Source organism: Paucibacter sp. M5-1, from assembly GCF_027498415.2.
GTDB lineage: Bacteria > Pseudomonadota > Gammaproteobacteria > Burkholderiales > Burkholderiaceae_C > Roseateles_E.
Genome location: NZ_JAPZLM020000001.1, coordinates 903,483 through 921,070, shown reverse-complemented (window position 1 = coordinate 921,070; position 17,588 = coordinate 903,483). Strand labels below are relative to the sequence as shown.

The 17,588-nt window shown below is 62.9% G+C and carries 15 protein-coding genes, 1 tRNA gene, 1 other RNA gene and 1 riboswitch; of the genes, 8 read left to right on the top strand and 9 right to left on the bottom strand.

From position 1 onward, the window contains the following. Positions 1-8: 8 nt before the first annotated feature. Both ssrA and O5M90_RS04265 read left to right on the top strand, forming a co-directional pair. Positions 9-380: a transfer-messenger RNA gene (gene ssrA / locus O5M90_RS04270) on the top strand. Between the two features lie 181 nt (positions 381-561). After that, on the top strand, positions 562-1,860 hold the full coding sequence (locus tag O5M90_RS04265) for a tyrosine-type recombinase/integrase (protein ID WP_269838918.1): 1,299 nt from the start codon (positions 562-564) through the stop codon (positions 1,858-1,860). A gap of 348 nt (positions 1,861-2,208) precedes the next feature. Here O5M90_RS04265 and O5M90_RS04260 read toward each other — a convergent pair whose 3' ends face one another. Further along, complete coding sequence (locus O5M90_RS04260) at positions 2,209-3,300, bottom strand: catalase family peroxidase (RefSeq protein ID WP_269838919.1); 1,092 nt, start codon at positions 3,298-3,300, stop codon at positions 2,209-2,211. 446 nt (positions 3,301-3,746) lie between these two features. Between O5M90_RS04260 and O5M90_RS04255 the strand changes: the two genes are divergently transcribed. Continuing rightward, the gene (locus tag O5M90_RS04255) at positions 3,747-3,878 is read left to right on the top strand and encodes a hypothetical protein (protein WP_262972482.1); all 132 of its coding nucleotides are present in this window, start codon (positions 3,747-3,749) and stop codon (positions 3,876-3,878) included. A gap of 115 nt (positions 3,879-3,993) precedes the next feature. Here the strand turns inward: O5M90_RS04255 and O5M90_RS04250 are convergent, their stop codons facing one another. The 4 genes from O5M90_RS04250 to O5M90_RS04235 form a co-directional block, all read right to left on the bottom strand. After that, complete coding sequence (locus O5M90_RS04250; RefSeq protein ID WP_269838920.1) at positions 3,994-4,155, bottom strand: hypothetical protein; 162 nt, start codon at positions 4,153-4,155, stop codon at positions 3,994-3,996. A gap of 10 nt (positions 4,156-4,165) precedes the next feature. Then, the gene (locus O5M90_RS04245; RefSeq protein ID WP_269838921.1) at positions 4,166-4,618 is read right to left on the bottom strand and encodes a hypothetical protein; all 453 of its coding nucleotides are present in this window, start codon (positions 4,616-4,618) and stop codon (positions 4,166-4,168) included. Positions 4,619-6,483: 1,865 nt separating this feature from the next. Beyond that, positions 6,484-7,586, bottom strand: a protein-coding gene (locus O5M90_RS04240) for an IS3 family transposase (protein ID WP_269838922.1) whose coding sequence is annotated in 2 segments (ribosomal slippage) — positions 6,484-7,328 and positions 7,328-7,586 — 1,104 coding nt in all. Because the reading frame shifts where the segments join, the coding sequence is not laid out codon by codon here. A gap of 36 nt (positions 7,587-7,622) precedes the next feature. Continuing rightward, the gene (locus O5M90_RS04235; protein ID WP_269838923.1) at positions 7,623-8,192 is read right to left on the bottom strand and encodes a sulfite exporter TauE/SafE family protein; all 570 of its coding nucleotides are present in this window, start codon (positions 8,190-8,192) and stop codon (positions 7,623-7,625) included. Between the two features lie 83 nt (positions 8,193-8,275). Here O5M90_RS04235 and O5M90_RS04230 point away from each other — a divergent pair, with 83 nt between their 5' ends. From O5M90_RS04230 to O5M90_RS04220, 3 genes are all read left to right on the top strand, one after another. Then, positions 8,276-9,199, top strand: a complete 924-nt coding sequence (locus O5M90_RS04230; RefSeq protein WP_269838924.1) for a LysR substrate-binding domain-containing protein — start codon at positions 8,276-8,278, stop codon at positions 9,197-9,199. A gap of 570 nt (positions 9,200-9,769) precedes the next feature. After that, positions 9,770-10,264, top strand: coding sequence for a DNA methyltransferase (locus tag O5M90_RS04225; RefSeq protein ID WP_269838925.1), 495 nt, complete (start codon positions 9,770-9,772; stop codon positions 10,262-10,264). A gap of 573 nt (positions 10,265-10,837) precedes the next feature. Further along, positions 10,838-11,071, top strand: a complete 234-nt coding sequence (locus O5M90_RS04220; protein ID WP_269838926.1) for a hypothetical protein — start codon at positions 10,838-10,840, stop codon at positions 11,069-11,071. A gap of 424 nt (positions 11,072-11,495) precedes the next feature. Here the strand turns inward: O5M90_RS04220 and O5M90_RS04215 are convergent. After that, positions 11,496-11,585, bottom strand: a tRNA-Ser gene (locus tag O5M90_RS04215). 134 nt (positions 11,586-11,719) lie between these two features. Next, a riboswitch (FMN riboswitch) is annotated at positions 11,720-11,871 on the top strand. A gap of 108 nt (positions 11,872-11,979) precedes the next feature. Between O5M90_RS04215 and ribB the strand changes: the two genes are divergently transcribed. Beyond that, positions 11,980-12,672, top strand: a complete 693-nt coding sequence (ribB, locus tag O5M90_RS04210) for a 3,4-dihydroxy-2-butanone-4-phosphate synthase (protein WP_440401824.1) — start codon at positions 11,980-11,982, stop codon at positions 12,670-12,672. Here ribB and O5M90_RS04205 read toward each other — a convergent pair. Then, on the bottom strand, positions 12,669-13,580 hold the full coding sequence (locus O5M90_RS04205) for an SPFH domain-containing protein (protein ID WP_137944958.1): 912 nt from the start codon (positions 13,578-13,580) through the stop codon (positions 12,669-12,671). The two genes, ribB and O5M90_RS04205, sit on opposite strands and share 4 nt — an antisense overlap. Before the next feature lie 27 nt (positions 13,581-13,607). Further along, the gene (locus tag O5M90_RS04200; protein ID WP_137944959.1) at positions 13,608-14,036 is read right to left on the bottom strand and encodes an NfeD family protein; all 429 of its coding nucleotides are present in this window, start codon (positions 14,034-14,036) and stop codon (positions 13,608-13,610) included. Positions 14,037-14,189: 153 nt separating this feature from the next. Between O5M90_RS04200 and O5M90_RS04195 the strand changes: the two genes are divergently transcribed. Further along, positions 14,190-16,454, top strand: a complete 2,265-nt coding sequence (locus tag O5M90_RS04195; protein ID WP_137944960.1) for an arginine/lysine/ornithine decarboxylase — start codon at positions 14,190-14,192, stop codon at positions 16,452-16,454. A gap of 119 nt (positions 16,455-16,573) precedes the next feature. Here O5M90_RS04195 and fabI read toward each other — a convergent pair whose 3' ends face one another. Beyond that, positions 16,574-17,353 (bottom strand): enoyl-ACP reductase FabI, encoded by a 780-nt coding sequence (gene fabI, locus O5M90_RS04190; RefSeq protein WP_269838927.1) that lies wholly within the window; start codon positions 17,351-17,353, stop codon positions 16,574-16,576. Positions 17,354-17,588: the final 235 nt, after the last annotated feature.

Sequence of the window (17,588 nt, the reverse complement as noted above, 5' to 3'; positions counted from 1 at the left end):
AAGTCTTAGGGGCCGACCCGGTTTCGACGTGGGTGCGGATCCGAAGTAGGGCATGTCGAGCACCAGTCCGCTCGTAAAACCACTGGAAACAAAGTAACTGCAAACGACTCTACGTTCGCACTCGCTGCTTAATTGCAGTTGAGCTTCTCAACGGCAGGCCGATGGGCCGGGCTCAAGTCGCAAGACGGAAAGCTGAGAAGTCATTCACATCGGCTGGTTTCTTGTCGGGTCACTCGATAGGGAACAAGATTTAGTGACTGGCGGGAAAGGTAGCGTGCCGCTGCGCGACCTGAACGCGAGATTCAAATCAGACGGCTACACATGTAGAACTGCTCGGTGATGGCTTGCGGACGGGGGTTCAATTCCCCCCGGCTCCACCATTTACTGTTTTCAGGACTCCCAGACGGTCCCGAGAAATCCAAAAGGCCTAAGTGAATCAAGCACTTAGGCCTTTTTCTTTGCATCTTGGAGTCCTATGGCAGCCCCGTAGATCCGACTGGCAATGCAGTAACTTTTACAGTAACTTGGAAAAAGCACGCAAAGTGCGCCAGGAGTTACTGTATGGCTCGCAACTTGATCCCGTCCGATCTGACGATCCGCACAATCAAGCCGGGTGATCCCCGCAAGCGTCTAGGCGACGGTGACAGCCTCTACCTGCTGCTGTTCGTCCGCGGCGGCTCACACGGCTGGCGCCTGGACTACAGCTTCCAGGGGCGTCGCAAAACGCTGAGCCTAGGCACGTATCCGGATACCGGCTTGTCGCTGGCCCGGCAGAAGGCCGACGAAGCCCGGCGCCTGGTCGCGGAGGGCTTGGACCCCAGTGAGGCGCGGATGGAGGCAAAAGCCGAAGCCTCGCGGCAGCGTGAGGCGGAGTTGCGGGATGAGGCCGGTTTGCCGGCAGTGGGATCCTTCGAAGCCGTCGCCCGGGAGTGGCTCAAAACGGTGCATCAGGCAAAGGTCAGCGAAGGGCATGCCAAGCGCACCCAGATCCGGCTTGAGCAGGACGCTTTTCCGTGGATCGGCAGGCGTCCAATCGGGGAGATCGAGCCGCCCGAACTCCTCCAGTGCCTCCGGCGGGTCGAAGCGCGCGGTGCGATCGAGACAGCGCACCGGATCAAGCATGCCTGTGGCCAGGTCTTTCGGTACGGAATTGCCACGGGGGTATGCAGACGCAACCCGGCGGCTGACCTCCAGGATGCTCTGAAGCCGGTGCACGTCAGCCACCATGCGGCGATCACGGAGCCCAAACTGGTCGGAAAGCTGATGCGCGACATCGAGGCGTATGCCGGGCAACCCGTCACCCGCGCTGCCTTGCGCTTGTCGCCCCTGCTGTTGCTGCGTCCTGGCGAACTGCGACACATGGAGTGGGCGTGGATCGACTTTGAAGGTGCGACATTGACCGTGCCCGCCGTGACGATGAGGCGCAGCAAGGCGGACAAGGCGGCAGGGCCGCCTCACTTCGTTCCTTTGGCATCGCAGGCGCTACACATCCTGCGGGAACTGCATCAGATCACGGGCGCAGGCCGCTTTGTGTTTCCGGCGCTGACGACGCGGCAGCGATGCATGAGTGACAACACAGTGCGCAGTGCGCTCCGCAGGCTGGGCTACAGCAATGATGAGATGACGGCGCATGGATTCAGGGCCACGGCGCGGACGATGATCGCCGAGCGACTCAATGTGGCCGCTGAGATCATCGAGGCTCAACTCGCGCATGCCGTACCCGACTCTCTTGGGCGGGCCTACAACCGCACTCAATTCCTTGATCAACGTAGGAAGATGATGCAGTCATGGGCAAACTATCTGGACAAGATCCGCAACGGCGCGGATGTGTTGCCGCTGCGAATGAAGAACACGGCATGAGCATCGAATCGGTCCGGGGTCTTGCGTCCCACCGATCGCCTCGAATCGAAGCATCGGGTCTGAGTTGCATCTGGGAGCATAGGGTCGCGAGTTCGAATCCCTCCGCCAAGACCAAGATTCATCAAGTAAATCAATGAGCTACAGCAGAAATGCCGTAGCTCATTTTTTCGCCTCGTCGAAATTGCTCTGCTTGGGTAAACCAAGCGGTAAACCACAGCGACGACGATGCTGCGCGTTGGTGAGTTTTCGGAGGCGTTCCGCGTGGCCGTCTGGTGTCGCGATGTTGTCGACATCGCGTGCTGCATCAAAAAGCCAGTTGCCTGTAGCTCGATGAGTTGTCCCTACGCGCTACTGCTGCTTCGCTCCCTCGGTCAGGCGACGACCGAGCCCGATGGCATACGGGGCTGCACGGGCGGCAATCATTGGATCGGCGGATGGCTCCACGCCCTTGGGAAGGACCATGGGGTTGTAGGTAATGGTGAGGCAGGCGCCGCCGCCGTCCTCGGCCACCGAGGTGACTTTGAGCAGTCCCAGATTGACCTTCTTGCGGCCTTCTGGCAGCGGTACGGTCGCGCTGTCGATCTTGTCGCCGGGCTGAGCGAGTTCCAGGTTGAAGTTGAAGGCGACCTGGCCCTCCTTCACGCGTTGCCTGAGGTCCTCGAACAGGAAGCTCGGCCCCTTGGCCTTGGCTTCCTCGTCGCTCAGGCCTTGCACGCCGCCCACCGGTTCGAAGATCCACTTGCCGAACTGTTTGGTGCCGCCGGCGTTGACAAAGCCGAAGGCGCTGACGCCCCAGTAGTTGACGCTGCCGAAGCTGGCCGGCACCGGTTGCGACGCATAGTACTTGCCCTGCAGCAGCACTTCGGGGTTGGCATCGGCGAAGGCCTTGACCTTGGCGGGGTCGGGCATCTTGGTGCTCGGGTCGGGCTGGAGGGAAGCCAGCCGCCCGAAGAACTGCTGAGGCGTCGAAGCTCCGAACACCGGCGCCGAGATATTGCCCAGCTGCCACTGCTCGCCATCCGGCAGGTTGAACTGCAAGGCCATATTGCGCTGGGACCTGGCGTTGTCGGGTGCCTTGGGGTTGGCGCCGCCCACCGAGAAGCGCATCACCACCGGCACCGGCCTGCCGCTGAAGGCCGAAGCTGTTGACAGGGCCCGCGCCTCCGCCGTACCTACGAACTCGCCCATCGCGCAGATGCCCTTGGCGCCGGATCGGCGGTAGCCGTCGAACTTGCCGAATGTGGACTCGAACTGATTCAGGAAGGTGTTCGGGTCGACCGGCGCGACTGCGGGGGACTGAGCAACGGCGATCGAGGTCAACACGGTGGTCGCGGCGGCGACAGCCACGGCAGAAAGAAGCAGCTTTGGCATGGACGAAGCTCCTGAGGCTAAGAGGTTTGGACGACAAGACGAGCCGCTAGCCGCGCAAGGCTTCAGCAAGGTCTGAACCAGTAGTCGAGCCGGGTGCGCTGAACTTACACAGTGCCCCGAAAAGTGTCCAGCGCTGTACTGACCTCTTCTACATTAGGCCAAGCATGGCTCTGTATATTTATGGTGTGCGCAAGTTTCTCGCCATCGCCGCTTTGCTCCTCGGTTGCTTGTTCGTGGTTCATTCCACGATGGCAGCCTCTGCAGGCTATAGCGATTGCTGCACACATGGATGCGAGGGGGTGGCAGCGTGCGCAAGCTTGAACTGTCAGGTCTGTGCCGTGCTGCCGGCAGCCCCTACACCCCGTGAGCACTCTGTCGTTTTCGCGGATTCGCGTGAGCGCCCCGGTGCGGGAGAACTCCTGCCACCGGCGCCATTCGCCGAGATTTGGACGCCCCCTGATTAGGTGTGTGGTTGACGTCAATCACCACCACTCATTCATAGAGGAATCCAAATCATGAAATCGAAGCTCCTGAAAATCTCTGCCGCTGTCGGCTTGCTTTCCATCTCTGCCGCCGCTCTTGCGGCGAACAGCTGCTGCGGCGATCTCGCCGCATGCTGCCTGGAGATGTTGGCCTGCTGCTTCTAAGGTCAGATTGAACTAAGCCGATTCGGCCCAGGGCCGGCGCCCATAGCGCCGGCCTTTTTGTTGCCGTTGCAGGAACCTCTCTGACAACTTGCCGGGTCGCCGTGCCCCCGGCGCATTAGAGCGAGATCGCTTCATCGCAGCCCTGCGCGAAAACCGCCTCTGGCACATCGCCTCGATCTGTCAGTACCAGCGCGGGAATCTGGGTGTCGGGACTCAGGTCGTAGCGCAGCAGCCGCAGGAATGAGCGCCGCGCCTTTGCCGTTGTGGGGGAGTCCATATACGAAAGGTTAAAGCGCACTTGCAGCGGCAATGGCATGTTCGTACTCGGCCACGGCGAATTGAAACGGGCCGACGGTTGATATGGCTCGCGGCGGCTCATGGCCGTTCACGTACATGAAGTCGAGCCATGTGTAGTTGCCCGCATGACGCTGCACGCGCGCGGCGTAAGCGCCGCAACCGATGTCCCCGCATTCAGGGCAGATGTAAAGGAGCAGGTGGTCCCCAGTCTCTGGCCCAACACGGCCGAGAAGTTCATCTGCCGCCGACTGATTGTTTTCCGGGTAGCCAGCGATGAACCGCCCCATGAAATCAGAATGCCCTCCATGGGCCTTCACCAATGTCTGTAGTAACGACGTGCCGTTGACGACGAAATCCGCCGAGGTGCGCGCTTGCACGGAAAGTCCATCCGGCCCCGAGGAGCCCTGGCGTTCCAGCAACGCGTGCGCAAGCTTGTCGGTCATATTGCGCTTTAACGTTCACGCTCAGCGGCGCCGTTAGGCGGCCGCTGGAGCACAGGGTTAGGCAAAAGGACTTCCACTAGAGAGCCCTCCAACGGTGTTGTTCGGATTTGCAGCAATTTGAAATGACTGCCACAGACTCTCCACCGCTGCGGTACGCGCGCTCTCCAAGGTGCTGTGTGTACTGAAGAGGGTAGCAACACCTCGCTCAGCAAAACCGAACAACCATGCACCTTCCCGTTCTGCAATTACAAGGTGGTTGTCTCCTCCCCAATAGCCCTCCTGCAATATGAACTGAGGAATTCCATGCTGAAGAACCCAGGACTGGAACCCTTCGAACGAGACGCCCAGCACTGTCCTCGGATCACCACGCTGGCTCCAAGTGGCGCCGAAGTGCTTCCGAAGAAAGAGCGTAGTTTCACTTCGAGCTATAGCTAAATAGACAGCGTCTTGAGGAGGCAACTGAATCATCCAGGTGTCTGCCTAACGTCCGACATATGCGGCGCCACGCAGTGGCGTCCGCATCGTGGAGAGGTTCTCTGGAGCTGCTGCGGGGCACGCCACAACGGTGTTTAGCAAACCGGTGGTGCCCGCAATGAGCCTCGGCAAGGCTGATACGTTCACGCTGCGAAGCAGGCTCGTCCGCACCAAGCTCGCTTGTGCGTGCGCGCCTGCTTCGCAGCGCAAGCTAGCAGTTTTATCGAGCTGTATAAACATACAGTTTTCCATTTACTCTACGCGGTTGGCTGTAGCAGTAGCTCAAGGGAACTTGGTTATATACCTATTGTTAACGATTCTTGCCTAAGATTTGAGCATGCGACCGTATCGATCCGCAACCCGGGCTGAACGCGATGCTCGTGCCGAGCAGCGGTTAAACCTCGCAGAGGGAGCAGCGCCTGGACGGCCCCTAGTTGCCGACGAAGATCGACGGCAGCCGTTCGACTGGAGCTTCTCCTGTGGCGGTATCTCCTGGTCTTTGCACTTCGAGCCGAATCCAAGGGATGTAAGGCAATGGCGGGTTTTTAGAGACGGGCAGCCCTGGATGTGTGCGGGCCTTGAGCGGGTCTGGCGAGCTATGCAACGGGAGATGAGTCCTGCAATCGGCCGGAAGCATTGGCGCTGATTGGTGGAAGGGCACTTACCTGCGCTGTCTCGCTGGCCGCAAAGGCGACCTTGGCGAGTTTCCGGTTATGGCCGAGACCGGGTCCCCAGCAGCTACTCCCTTAGCTGACTTGACAGACTGTATCCATTCACCGAGTGCCAGCTTACGGTCTCGCCAGGCAATACCCGACCCCGGCCATGATGAGACATTTGGAGGGGCCTCCGGTGAGCTGCCCTTCAAGGGCACGTGCATGTCTCACCTGGCCTTCTACCAGCTCTTTGTCCCTCGCCTACCTGTTCGTCGAATGGTCGACTGGAAGAAGTTCAAACAGCCTTCGGTAGTCGACTTGCGGTGAGTAGGGCGACGCGCGCGTCGTCAAGCACATCGACAAGTTCGGCCGCTGCCCGCCGACTAACTTCAACTTCGGATAGCGGCGCGTCCTGCAAGACCAACGCCAATCCGTAAGCCCTCTCCAGAAGTGCAGCGAGTGCCAGCAGGTCCTCGGGGCAGCCCATGCCGTATCAACCTGCGCGCGCAAGATTGGCCACGCCGAGCGTGATGAAGACCAGGAACAGCGCCTTCTGGAACTCGGGTCCGGAGAGTCGGCCACGCAACGCTTCTCCCAGCCTAAGTCCTGCGAAGGCGCCGGCCAGCGCCAAGCAGACAGTTAGGGCACCGGACAATGACAGCCACCACTGCTGTGTCGATGCCTGCACGCGCACCGCCAGCGCCAGTGACCTGCTCGGCTTAATCGAGACAGTTATTCCTAGAAGACGGCGGGTTGCAAGTCTCGGCGGAGGTGCTGTTTGAACTCCACCGGGGTCAAGTATTGCAGGCTGCTGTGAGGGCGGACCTCGTTGTAGTGCTGGCGCCAGGTTTCGATGATCACGGCGGCCTCGCGGCGCGAGCGGAACCACTCGATGGACAGGCACTCGTCTCGGAATTTGCCGTTGAAGCTCTCGTCGGTGCCGTTCTGCCAGGGCTTGCCGGGATCGTTCAGCACGGTAGCGATGCCGGCGCTCGAGATCCACTCCAGGATTGCCTGGCTGACGAACTCCGGCCCGTTGTCCGAGCGCATGAACAGCGGCGCGCCGTGCAGGCTGACCAAGCGCGACAAGACTTCGATCACGCGCTTGGACCGGATGGCGCCTGCTACGTCGATGGCCAGGCACTCCCGGGTGTACTCGTCCACGACGGTCAAACACTTGATTTGCTGGCCGCAGGCGGTGGTGTCGAAGACGAAGTCATACGCCCAGACCATGTTGGCCTTGAACGGTGTGTGGATGCGTGGCCGCACCGACGCGACGCGCTTGCGCGGGCGCTTCCTGGGCACCAGCAGGCCCGCTTGGCGCCACAGGCGATGCGTTCGCGACCAACTCAGCTCGAAGCCTTTGCGGCGCAGGAACACGCGAATGCGCCGATAGCCGTAGCGCGGGTACTGGGCCGAGAGTTCCTTCATGGCCGCGAGGACCGGTGCATCCTTGGCAGGCAGCCGCAGCTTGTAGCTGGGCGTGGCACGCGACATACCGATCAGCCCGCAAGCCCGGCGAAGACTCAAGCCCCGTGCGCGCACGAAGGCAAGCTGCTCTCGCCGAGCCAGCGGGCTCACCATTTTTTTGCGTTGATCTCTTTCAGGATCGCGTTGTCCAGCGCCGCTTCGGCCAGCAGTTTCTTGAGTCGGCTGTTCTCAAGCTCCAAGGCCTTGAGTCGCTTGACGTCAGCCACGTCCAACTGGCCGAAGTGCTTGCGCCAGGCGTAAATCGTGGGTGCGCTGACCTTGTGCTTCTTGGCTACCTCGGCCACCGTGGTGCGGTCCGCTTCGCGCAGGATCGCGACCATCTGCTCTTCCGTGAATCGACTCTTCTTCATGGGCTCCTCTTTGGGCGGGAGCCATCTTCCTAGAAATCAATGTCTCGGAGAAACCGGGCAGGTCACCAGCGCCAATGTGGCGACCGTGAAAGAAAGTCCGAGCGCTTGAACCATCTCATCCTTGGCCAGCCGCAGTGACTGCAGGTACGGAACCCAGGGTAAAACGAAAACGGCCGTGAACGCCGTGACCACGCCTGTGGCCGCTCCAGCCATCGCGCTCAACCAGGTGCTGCGCGTCGACAGGTCCGGCAGTACAGGGCGCCACAGCCCCCACGCGCCATAGGTGATAAGGATCGCCCCCAGCCAATACTTAGCTGATTCCGTCGAATCTGTGTCTCCGAATCCGGGTGCGGCAACGGTCACGATGGCGATCGCCATCCATCCGGGCCACAACCGCGCAGCGAGTTGGCGCAGATGAGGGCCACGACACTGCGCCACATTGGTAGCCAGCGATGGGAGGACGAGCATCGCCGCCGCCTGAACCGGTGACATCCACAGCCCGAGCAAGCTCATGGCCACGGTAGGCAGGCCCATGCCGGTGACGCCTTTGACAATCCCGGCGAGCACGAATACCCCAATCACCATAAGAAGCTGCGAGAGATTCATGGACGCATGGTGTCGGCCGTCCCCGATGCTGTCCATCGCAATGCAGTTCACCTATCCTTCGTCGAATTCGTAGGATATGCGCCATGACCCATACACGCCGCACCGTCGACTATCGCATCGACCCATTCGATCTGCACCTGTTCGCCGCTGTCATTGAGCACGGGACCATTACAGCAGCTGCCTCGGCCGTCAGCCTGTCACTGGCCGCGGCTAGCTCGCGCCTGAAGGCTCTGGAGAACGCCACCGGCGCGCGCTTGCTGGAGCGCTCGAAGACAGGAGCGGCGCCCTCCGATGCTGGACGGGCATTGGCGCGACATGCGCACCGTGTGCTGGCAGAACTGGAGTCGTTGCATGTCGAGATGGCGAGCTTCGGAAGCGGGCTGCGCGGCACCTTGCGGCTGCTGTGCAACACCGCGGCGATGTCCGAGGCCTTGCCGCAAAAAATTGGATGCTTCCTCTCGACGACGCCCGACCTCGACATTGATGTTCAGGAGCTGCCCAGTGAAGCCGTGATCGACGCCTTGCGACGCGGCACGGCTGACCTAGGCATCGTGGCGGACCATGTTGACACCTCCGGTTTGCTCGTCCGTACTTGGGTCGACGACCGACTGGTGGCCCTGCTGCCTAGCCGCTGGGCCGGGGGGCGACGGCGGACCTTGGCCTACGGCGAGATGCTGGAGCATCCACTCGTTGGGCTGCCTCGCGACAGCGGGCTCAGTCGCTTCTTGGCTACGCAGGCTAGTCGGAGCGGCCGCGTTCCGCGTCATCGGGTGCGTCTAGGCGGCTTTGACGCTGTCGCGCAGCTGGTGGCGGCAGGCGCTGGCGCCGCAGTGATGCCGGAGAGCGTGGCGTCCCGCTACCCCGACACTAGCACCCGCATCGTCCCACTGTCAGATGCGTGGGCTCGCAGGAAACTGCTCATCTGCATGACGCCGCAGGGCGCGGAGCTGAACACCGTTCGTGCGCTCGTGGATGCGCTCTTGAATTCCACGCCGTCGTGTAGTTGACAAGTCTTCGTGTTGCTGGGGCAGCAGACGGTGAGTCCGGGCAGCAAAGGCTGTGCTAAGTGCCGCCTGACTGCGATAGCAATAGGGGATCTGGCTGCATTGGGTTGTAGAACTCCGATGGCAAGGCGCAGGATCGGCCGTTTGCCTACTTCCGGTCGGCACTGTTTGCCTTCCGGCCCGACAGCCCCTTGGCACCCGCCACGCCCGAAGCCGGGCCGCCTGTGCGCTGCGCGCGGGAGAGTGACTGTCTCCTTGGGTGATTGGCCGTTTGGCTGATGCTCTATGCGGGATCGAGGCCAGCCCATGCCCGCATCTTCCGCCTCGCGGCGTGGGTCGGCGGACGGTGCTTGCGCCCCGCCCAGGGGCGGCCCGTGGTTCTCGGGCCGCGTCAGGCGCCGAAGGCTGCGCCTGTCCCCTGCGCCTCACCAGGTGCTTTCGCGGCATAAACCGCGCCTGTCCGAGTCCGCACCAGGCGGCAAGCCGTCCGGATGCGGCCTAGGCGGGCGCTATTTATTCCACGTCACCTGGTGTCCCGCGTCGCTGCGGTGGCTGCGGCCGGCTTTTGCGGAGGTGTTCCGCCTGCTCAAGCCGGATCATCTGTGCGTGTCGTTCTATGGGTGGTCGCAAACCGCGTTGTTTCTTGATGCATGGCAGCGGGCAGGTTTTCGGGTGGTGGGCCACATCGCGTTTCCGAAGCGCTACACGTCTACGGTGCGTCTGATGCGCTTCCAGCACGAGAACGCATACCTGCTGGCCAAAGGACGGCCCGAGGCGCCGGCCTGGCCGATCGGGGATGTGATCGACTGGGTCTACACGGGCAACAAGCTGCATCCGACGCAGAAGCCACTGGCGGTACTGACGCCGCCGATCGCGTCCTTCTGCGAGCCCGGTGGCGTGGTGCTTGATCCCTTCGCGGGCTCGGGCTCGACCTTGGTGGCGGCTCGCTCGATCGGGCGTTGCTTTGTGGGTGTCGAGGTAGAGGGGGCGGTGCATGCGGTGGCTGCGCGCCGTCTGAATGCCTACGCGCGGGCGATCCGGCGTGGTGACTGTGTCGGGCTGGCCTGAGGGCCGCAATGGGTTTCGACCTGCATGCATAGGTCCGGAGGACGACTGAGCTTGCGCCAAGCGCCGCTGTTGCGATGCGCTACCGAGCATCTACGGGTGTGGCCGGACGAGGGAGGCGACGGCCCCAAGCCAACGTTGCGACCAGCGCCCGCTGCAACAGCTCGCAGCATCGGGCGCTTAGCTGCCTGTCGGGATGCTGGGCAAGCTGGGAGGGCGGGGCGGCGTTGCGCGCCGAACTTAGAAGATGTCGCGCTTCGGCTGGTCGCGCGAGGCGGGAGCTTGGCCGAAGTTGAACCGGACAGGGCGGCCCGTCCCGTGCCAGGGCGGCAGGCCTGTTTCCTTCCCGCGTTGCGGGAACGGCCCGCCTGGCCGAACTGGCCTTGCCAGATCGGCAGCCCCGGAACCCGCCGCGCCCGAAGCCGGGCCGCCGAGCATGCGCGAGGCTTGACCGTTCAGCGCCTGCCTGAACGGCTTGGCGGCGCGAATCTGCAGTTCGTCGCGTACGCCTGGCGCCGGTCGCTGTGACTTTCGATACTGACTCCATCGACGTCACAAACCCAGCAGGAGCCCGCCATGAACACCACCCTGATTCAAGCCTTCGCCGCCATTGCCTTTGCCGCCGCCACCCCGATGCTGGCCGCTGCCGATTCTCAGGAGGTGAAGCAACTGCCGCGCGTCGTGATCACCGGCAAGTCGCAGCCGGTGGTTCAGCAGGTCGTGCAGTTGCCCCGCGTCGTGATCGTCGGCCGCAGCAGCACCGCGATGGCTTTGAACAGCATCACGAAGCCGGCCGTGCATCACGCTTGAGATCCTGCTGATGAGTTCGTCATTCATGAAGCAAGAGCCGACGCGCAGCGGCAGCTGAGGCTGTCTCTGCGCGTCGGCTTTGGAGGGGCACATGGGGTGTATACCGCCCCGCTGTGCAGATGGATCAGTTCGCCGCAGCGGCCCCGGGCCGGGCTTGTTTGGCGCGTGGCTTGCGCGGCGCCGCCTTCTTGGCAGCAGGGGGCTTCTTGGCTGGAGCCGGCTTCTTTGCGGCTGCCTGAACCTTCTTGGTCTTCTTTGCCGGAGCGGCCTTGGCGGCTGACTTTCAACAACGGCACCGACAGAAAGCCCTGGATGGCAAGAAGCGGTACAGGACGTCCAGAGACAAAAAAGCCCCGTTTCACTGGGGAAACAGGGCTTTTGGGATGTCTATCGAGACGCCGTGGGAGGCGCTGAGACTTAGTTCTGGCGGAGAGGGCGGGATTCGAACCCGCGGTGGGGATAAACCCACACACGCTTTCCAGGCGTGCGACTTAAACCGCTCATCCACCTCTCCGAAGCCCGCCATCATAGCGCAGTTTTTATCCGGCTCGAGCGAAAGTCGCTTCGCTCGATGGGCGCGCAAGTCGCACAGCGGACAGCGGTGCCGCCATGGGCGCGGCTACGATAGCGGCGCCGGCGCAGGCCGGCACACGTCTTCAGGGCGGGGCGGAATTCCCCACCGGCGGTAGGCCAGCGCGAGCTGGCGAGCCCGCGAGCGCTCGAACCTTCCTGGTTCGAGGTCAGCAGATCTGGTGCGATGCCAGGGCCGACGGTCACAGTCCGGATGAAAGAAGATGTGCCAACAAGCGCTCGTTGCGGCGTGGGTGCCTGTCGCCCGCGCCGCGACGGGTGCTTGTTTGCGCGCCCTGAAATGCCTTCTCTCACCTTTCACGAGGAGCGTTTCAACCATGTCTCAACACGCTATTTCTACCCCTTTGTACCCCGACGCTGCGGCCTGCAGCGAGCAGGAGATCCTGCGCATGCCCGCACGCCTCGCGGCGGCGCTGATCGCGATGCGCGCCGGCAAGCCGGTGCTGCTGACCGATGACGACGACCGCGAGGACGAGGCCGATCTGATCATCGCGGCCGAGCGCCTGAGCGAGGCCTCGATGGCCCTGCTGATCCGCGAGTGCAGCGGCATCGTCTGCCTGTGCCTGCAGGACGCACAGATCGAGCGGCTGGCGCTGCCGCCTATGGTGGCCAACAATGAAAGCCGCTATGGCACGGCCTTCACCGTCAGCATCGAGGCCCGTCAGGGGGTGAGCACCGGTGTCAGCGCGGCCGACCGGCTGACGACGGTGCGTGCGGCGATTGCGCCGGATGCGGAGCCGGCCGATCTGGCGCGGCCCGGCCATGTGTTCCCCTTGCGCGCGGCACCTGGCGGCGTGCTGGCGCGGCGCGGCCATACCGAGGGCTCGGTCGATCTGGCCCTGATGGCGGGCCTGTCGGGTGCGGCGGTGCTGTGCGAGCTGATGAATGCCGATGGCACGATGAGCCGCGGCCAGCAGGTGCTGGACTTTGCCCATCACCATGGCCTGCCGATGCTCAGCATTGCCGAGCTGGCCGACTACCGGCAAAAGGGCTGGCGTCAGGCTGCTTAACCGGGTTTGTGGCCCTTCATCAGGGCCATCGCGGTGCCGATCAGGCCGCCGACCTCGCTCATATTGCCCGGGACAATCATCGTGTTGTTCTTCTGGGCCAGCTGGGCATAGGCATCGACGGCCTTTTCCGCCACCTTCAGCTGCACGGCCTGCTGGCCGCCCGGTTGTTCGATGGCGGCGGCGATCTTGCGGATCGCGTCGGCGGTGGCGTCGGCCACTGCGGTGATCGCGGCAGCCTCGCCCTGGGCCTTGTTGATCTCGGCCTGTTTCTCGCCTTCGGAGCGGGCGATGGCGGCCTCGCGCTCGCCGGTGGCGATATTGATCTGCTCCTGGCGGCGGCCCTCGGAGGCGGCGATCAGCGCACGCTTTTCGCGCTCCGCGGTGATCTGGGCCTGCATCGAATGCAGGATGGCCGGTGGCGGGGTCAGGTCCTTGATCTCGTAGCGCAGCACCTTGACGCCCCAGTTCAGCGCGGCCTCGTCCAGCGCCTCGACGACCGAGGTGTTGATGATGGCGCGCTCCTCGAAGGTGCGGTCCAGCTCCATGCGGCCGATCACCGAGCGCAGCGTGGTCTGGGCCAGCTGGGTGATCGCGACGATGTAGTTGCTGGAGCCGTAGCTGGCGCGCATCGCGTCCGTCACCTGGAAATAGAGGATGCCGTCTACCGTCAGCTGGGTGTTGTCCTTGGTGATGCAGACCTGGCTGGGCACATCGAGCGGGATTTCCTTCAGCGAATGCTTGTAGGCCAGGCGGTCGACAAAGGGTACGAGGAAGTTCAGCCCCGGTGTCAAGGTCGCATGGAACTTGCCCAGGCGCTCGACCACCCAGGCGTTTTGTTGCGGCACGACCTTGATCGAGCGGGCCACGAAGATGGCCGCGATGACCAGCAGAACCAGTGCGATTTCCATGAATGAGGCTCCCTCTTGATGATGGTGTCAGTGATCCAGCAGCAGGCAGCTGCCCTCGACCGCGCGTATCACATAGCGACCGGCGACAGGGGTGTCGCTGCCCTGGTAGCGGGCCTGCCAGTCGGCGCCGCGGTACTTGACCGTCGCGCGGCCGCCGGGCTGCCAGTGGTCGACCTGCACGCTCTGGCCGATGTCCAGATTGACATCGGGATTGGCGTTGGCGGGGGCGGCCTGGTCGCGAGCGGCGCGCTTTTGATGCCAGAGCACGACGGCGGCGCCGCCGACCACGGCGGCTGTGGCGATCTGCGCCGTCAGGCCCAGGCCCAGATGAGCGGCCAGTGCGGCAGCGGCGGCGCCGACGGCCAGCATCAGCAGATAAAACGTGCCGGTGGCCAGTTCGATGGCCACCAGGGCGCCGGCGATCAGCCACCAGACGGTGGCCTGATTCATGTCCATGTCACCTCCCCAAGCTCATGATGTGAATCGAGTGTAGTGCCCGGGCTCGTGCGCTTTGTGAGACAAAGCGCGAAGGCGCGCGCGCACGGGCAATGCTTGGCCCTACACTTCGCGCCTTCTGTTTTTTTTGCCCCAGCCCTTTGGAGGCCCCGAATGCTGCGTTTTCGCTTTCCGATTGTGATCATTGATGAGGACTACCGCTCGGAGAATACGTCCGGTCTGGGTATCCGAGCCCTCGCTGATGCGATCCAGAAAGAGGGCTTCGAGGTGCTGGGCGTCACCAGCTACGGCGATCTGAGCCAGTTCGCCCAGCAGCAGAGCCGGGCCAGTGCCTTCATCTTGTCGATCGACGACAACGAGTTCACGCCCGGCCCGGAGCTCGATCCGGCCGTGCTGAGCCTGCGCAAATTCATCGAGGAGATCCGCTTCAAGAACGCGGACATCCCGATCTATGTGTATGGCGAGACCCGCACCTCCCAGCATCTGCCCAATGATGTGCTGCGCGAGCTGCATGGCTTCATCCATATGTTCGAAGACACGCCGGAGTTCGTGGCCCGCCACATCATCCGCGAGGCCAAGAGCTATCTGGACGGGCTGGCGCCGCCGTTCTTCAAGGCGCTGATGGACTATGCGCAGGACGGTTCCTACAGCTGGCATTGCCCTGGGCACTCCGGCGGCGTGGCCTTCCTGAAGAGCCCGGTGGGTCAGATGTTCCACCAGTTCTTCGGCGAGAACATGCTGCGCGCCGACGTCTGCAACGCGGTCGAGGAACTCGGTCAGCTGCTGGACCACACCGGCCCGGTGGCGGCCTCGGAGAAGAATGCGGCGCGCATCTTCAATGCCGACCACTGCTTCTTCGTCACCAATGGCACCTCGACCTCCAACAAGATGGTCTGGCACCACACGGTGGCGCCGGGCGATGTGGTCGTGGTCGACCGCAACTGCCACAAGAGCATCCTGCACGCCATCATCATGACCGGCGCGGTGCCGGTCTTCATGACCCCGACGCGCAACCACTACGGCATCATCGGCCCGATTCCCGAGAGCGAGTTCTCGCCGGAGTCGATCAAGAAGAAGATCGCGAAGAATCCGCTACTCAAGGGCGTGGATGCCAAGAAGGTCAAGCCGCGCATCATGACCCTGACGCAGAGCACCTATGACGGCGTGCTCTACAACACCGAGACCATCAAGGCCAAGCTCGACGGCTGGATCGATACCCTGCATTTCGACGAGGCCTGGTTGCCCCATGCGGCCTTCCACAACTTCTACGGCAGCTTCCATGCGATGGGCAAGAACCGCCCGCGCCCGAAGACCGCGATGGTCTATGCCACCCAGTCGACCCACAAGCTACTGGCCGGTCTCTCCCAGGCCTCGCAGGTGCTGGTGCAGGACTCGCAAAACGTCAAGCTGGACAAGCATCTGTTCAACGAGGCGTACCTGATGCACACCAGCACGAGCCCGCAGTACTCGATCATTGCCAGCTGCGATGTTGCGGCGGCGATGATGGAGCCGCCCGGCGGCACGGCCCTGGTGGAAGAAAGCATCTCGGAGGCGCTGGACTTCCGCCGCGCGATGCGCAAGGTCGAGAAGGACTATGGCAAGAAGGACTGGTGGTTCAAGGTCTGGGGCCCGGACAAGCTGACCGAGGACGGCTTCGGCAAGCCGGCCGACTGGATGCTGAAGGCCAACGAGAAGTGGCATGGCTTCGGCAATATCGCCGCCGGCTTCAATATGCTGGACCCGATCAAGTCCACCATCATCACGCCCGGCCTGGACATGAGCGGCAAGTTCGCCGACAGCGGCATCCCGGCCTCCATCGTCACCAAATTCCTGGCCGAGCATGGCGTCGTGGTCGAGAAGACCGGCCTGTACTCGTTCTTCATCCTGTTCACGATAGGCATCACCAAGGGCCGCTGGAACACCTTGCTGACCGCCTTGCAGCAGTTCAAGGACGACTACGACAAGAACGCGCCGCTGTGGCGCATCATGCCGGAGTTCGTGGCCGCCCAGCCGCGCTACGAGCGCATGGGCCTGCGTGATCTGTGCCAGAGCATCCACGAGGCCTATGCCAAGGGCGATATCGCGCGCCTGACCACCGAGGTCTATCTGTCGGACCTGGAGCCGGCGATGAAGCCCAGCGATGCCTATGCCCATATCGCGCACCGCAAGACCGAGCGGGTGGCGGTCGACCATCTGGAAGGCCGGGTCACGACCTCCTTGCTGACGCCTTATCCGCCCGGCATCCCGCTCTTGATCCCGGGCGAGCGCTTCAACAAGAAGATCGTCGACTACCTGAAGTTCACCCGCGAGTTCAATGCCAAGTTCCCCGGTTTTGCCACCGATGTGCATGGCCTGGTGGAAGAGAAGGGCGAGGACGGCAAGTCGACTTACTACGTCGACTGCGTCTCGGCCGGCTGAGTGGTAAGCCTCTCGCCCAGGGCATACCTGGGCGATCCCCCGAGGGGATGAAAAAGCGCCGGCTTGACCGGCGCTTTTTTCGTTCGGCCGCCCTTGGGAGCGGCCCGGCGGGCGGCGGCTTACTCTGCCGACATGGCGACGTGGCTGAAGCCGCCGTCGACATAGATGATCTCGGAGCTGATGCCGGCCGACAGATCGGAGAACAGGAAGGCGGCGGTGTTGCCGACATCCTCGATCGTCACATTGCGCCGGATCGGTGCGCTGGCGGCGAACTGGCTCAGCAGCTTGCCGAAGTCCTTGATGCCCGAGGCGGCCAGGGTCTTGATCGGGCCGGCCGAGATGCCGTTGACGCGCACGCCCTTGGCGCCCAGTGAATGCGCCAGATAGCGCACGCTGGCTTCCAGCGAGGCCTTGGCCAGGCCCATGGTGTTGTAGTTGGGCACATAGCGCTCGGCGCCCAGATAGCTCAGGGTCAGCAGCGAACTGCCTGCGCGCAGGCGCGGTGCGGCCAGCTTGGCCATGGCCGGGAAGCTGTAGGCCGAGATGTCGTGGGCGATGCGGAAGTTCTCGCGCGTCAGTCCGTCGAGGAAGTCGCCGGCGATCGCTTCGCGCGGTGCGAAACCGATCGAGTGGACAAAACCATCAAACTCGGGCCAGGCCTCGCCCAGCTGGTCGAAAAGCGCCTGGATCTGGGCGTCGTCCGACACATCGCAATCAAACACGAGCTGCGAGCCGAATTCGGCGGCAAACTCGGTGATGCGCTCCTTGAAACGCTCACCCTGGTAGCTGAAAGCCAGCTCGGCCCCCTCGCGGTGGCAGGCTTTGGCGATGCCATAGGCAATCGAGCGGTTGGACAGCACGCCCGTGATCAGCAGTCGCTTGCCGGCGAGAAAACCCATGGTGGCTCCTTGTCATTAAAATAAGCCTCGGATTTTGGCATGCCATCGGTACTTCGCGAGCGCCGCAGCTTGCGGGCATGGTGCTTGCATAGTACAATCCTGCCTTCGCTGAGGGGCTTTGAAGATTCTTCAAAGGCTGTTCAAAGACTTTTTGGCGAGGCACTGAGGTGGGCGGATTCATCCAGCCCATTTTTTTTGCTTGATCGCTTTTACATACCGACAGTCCTCCAGAGAG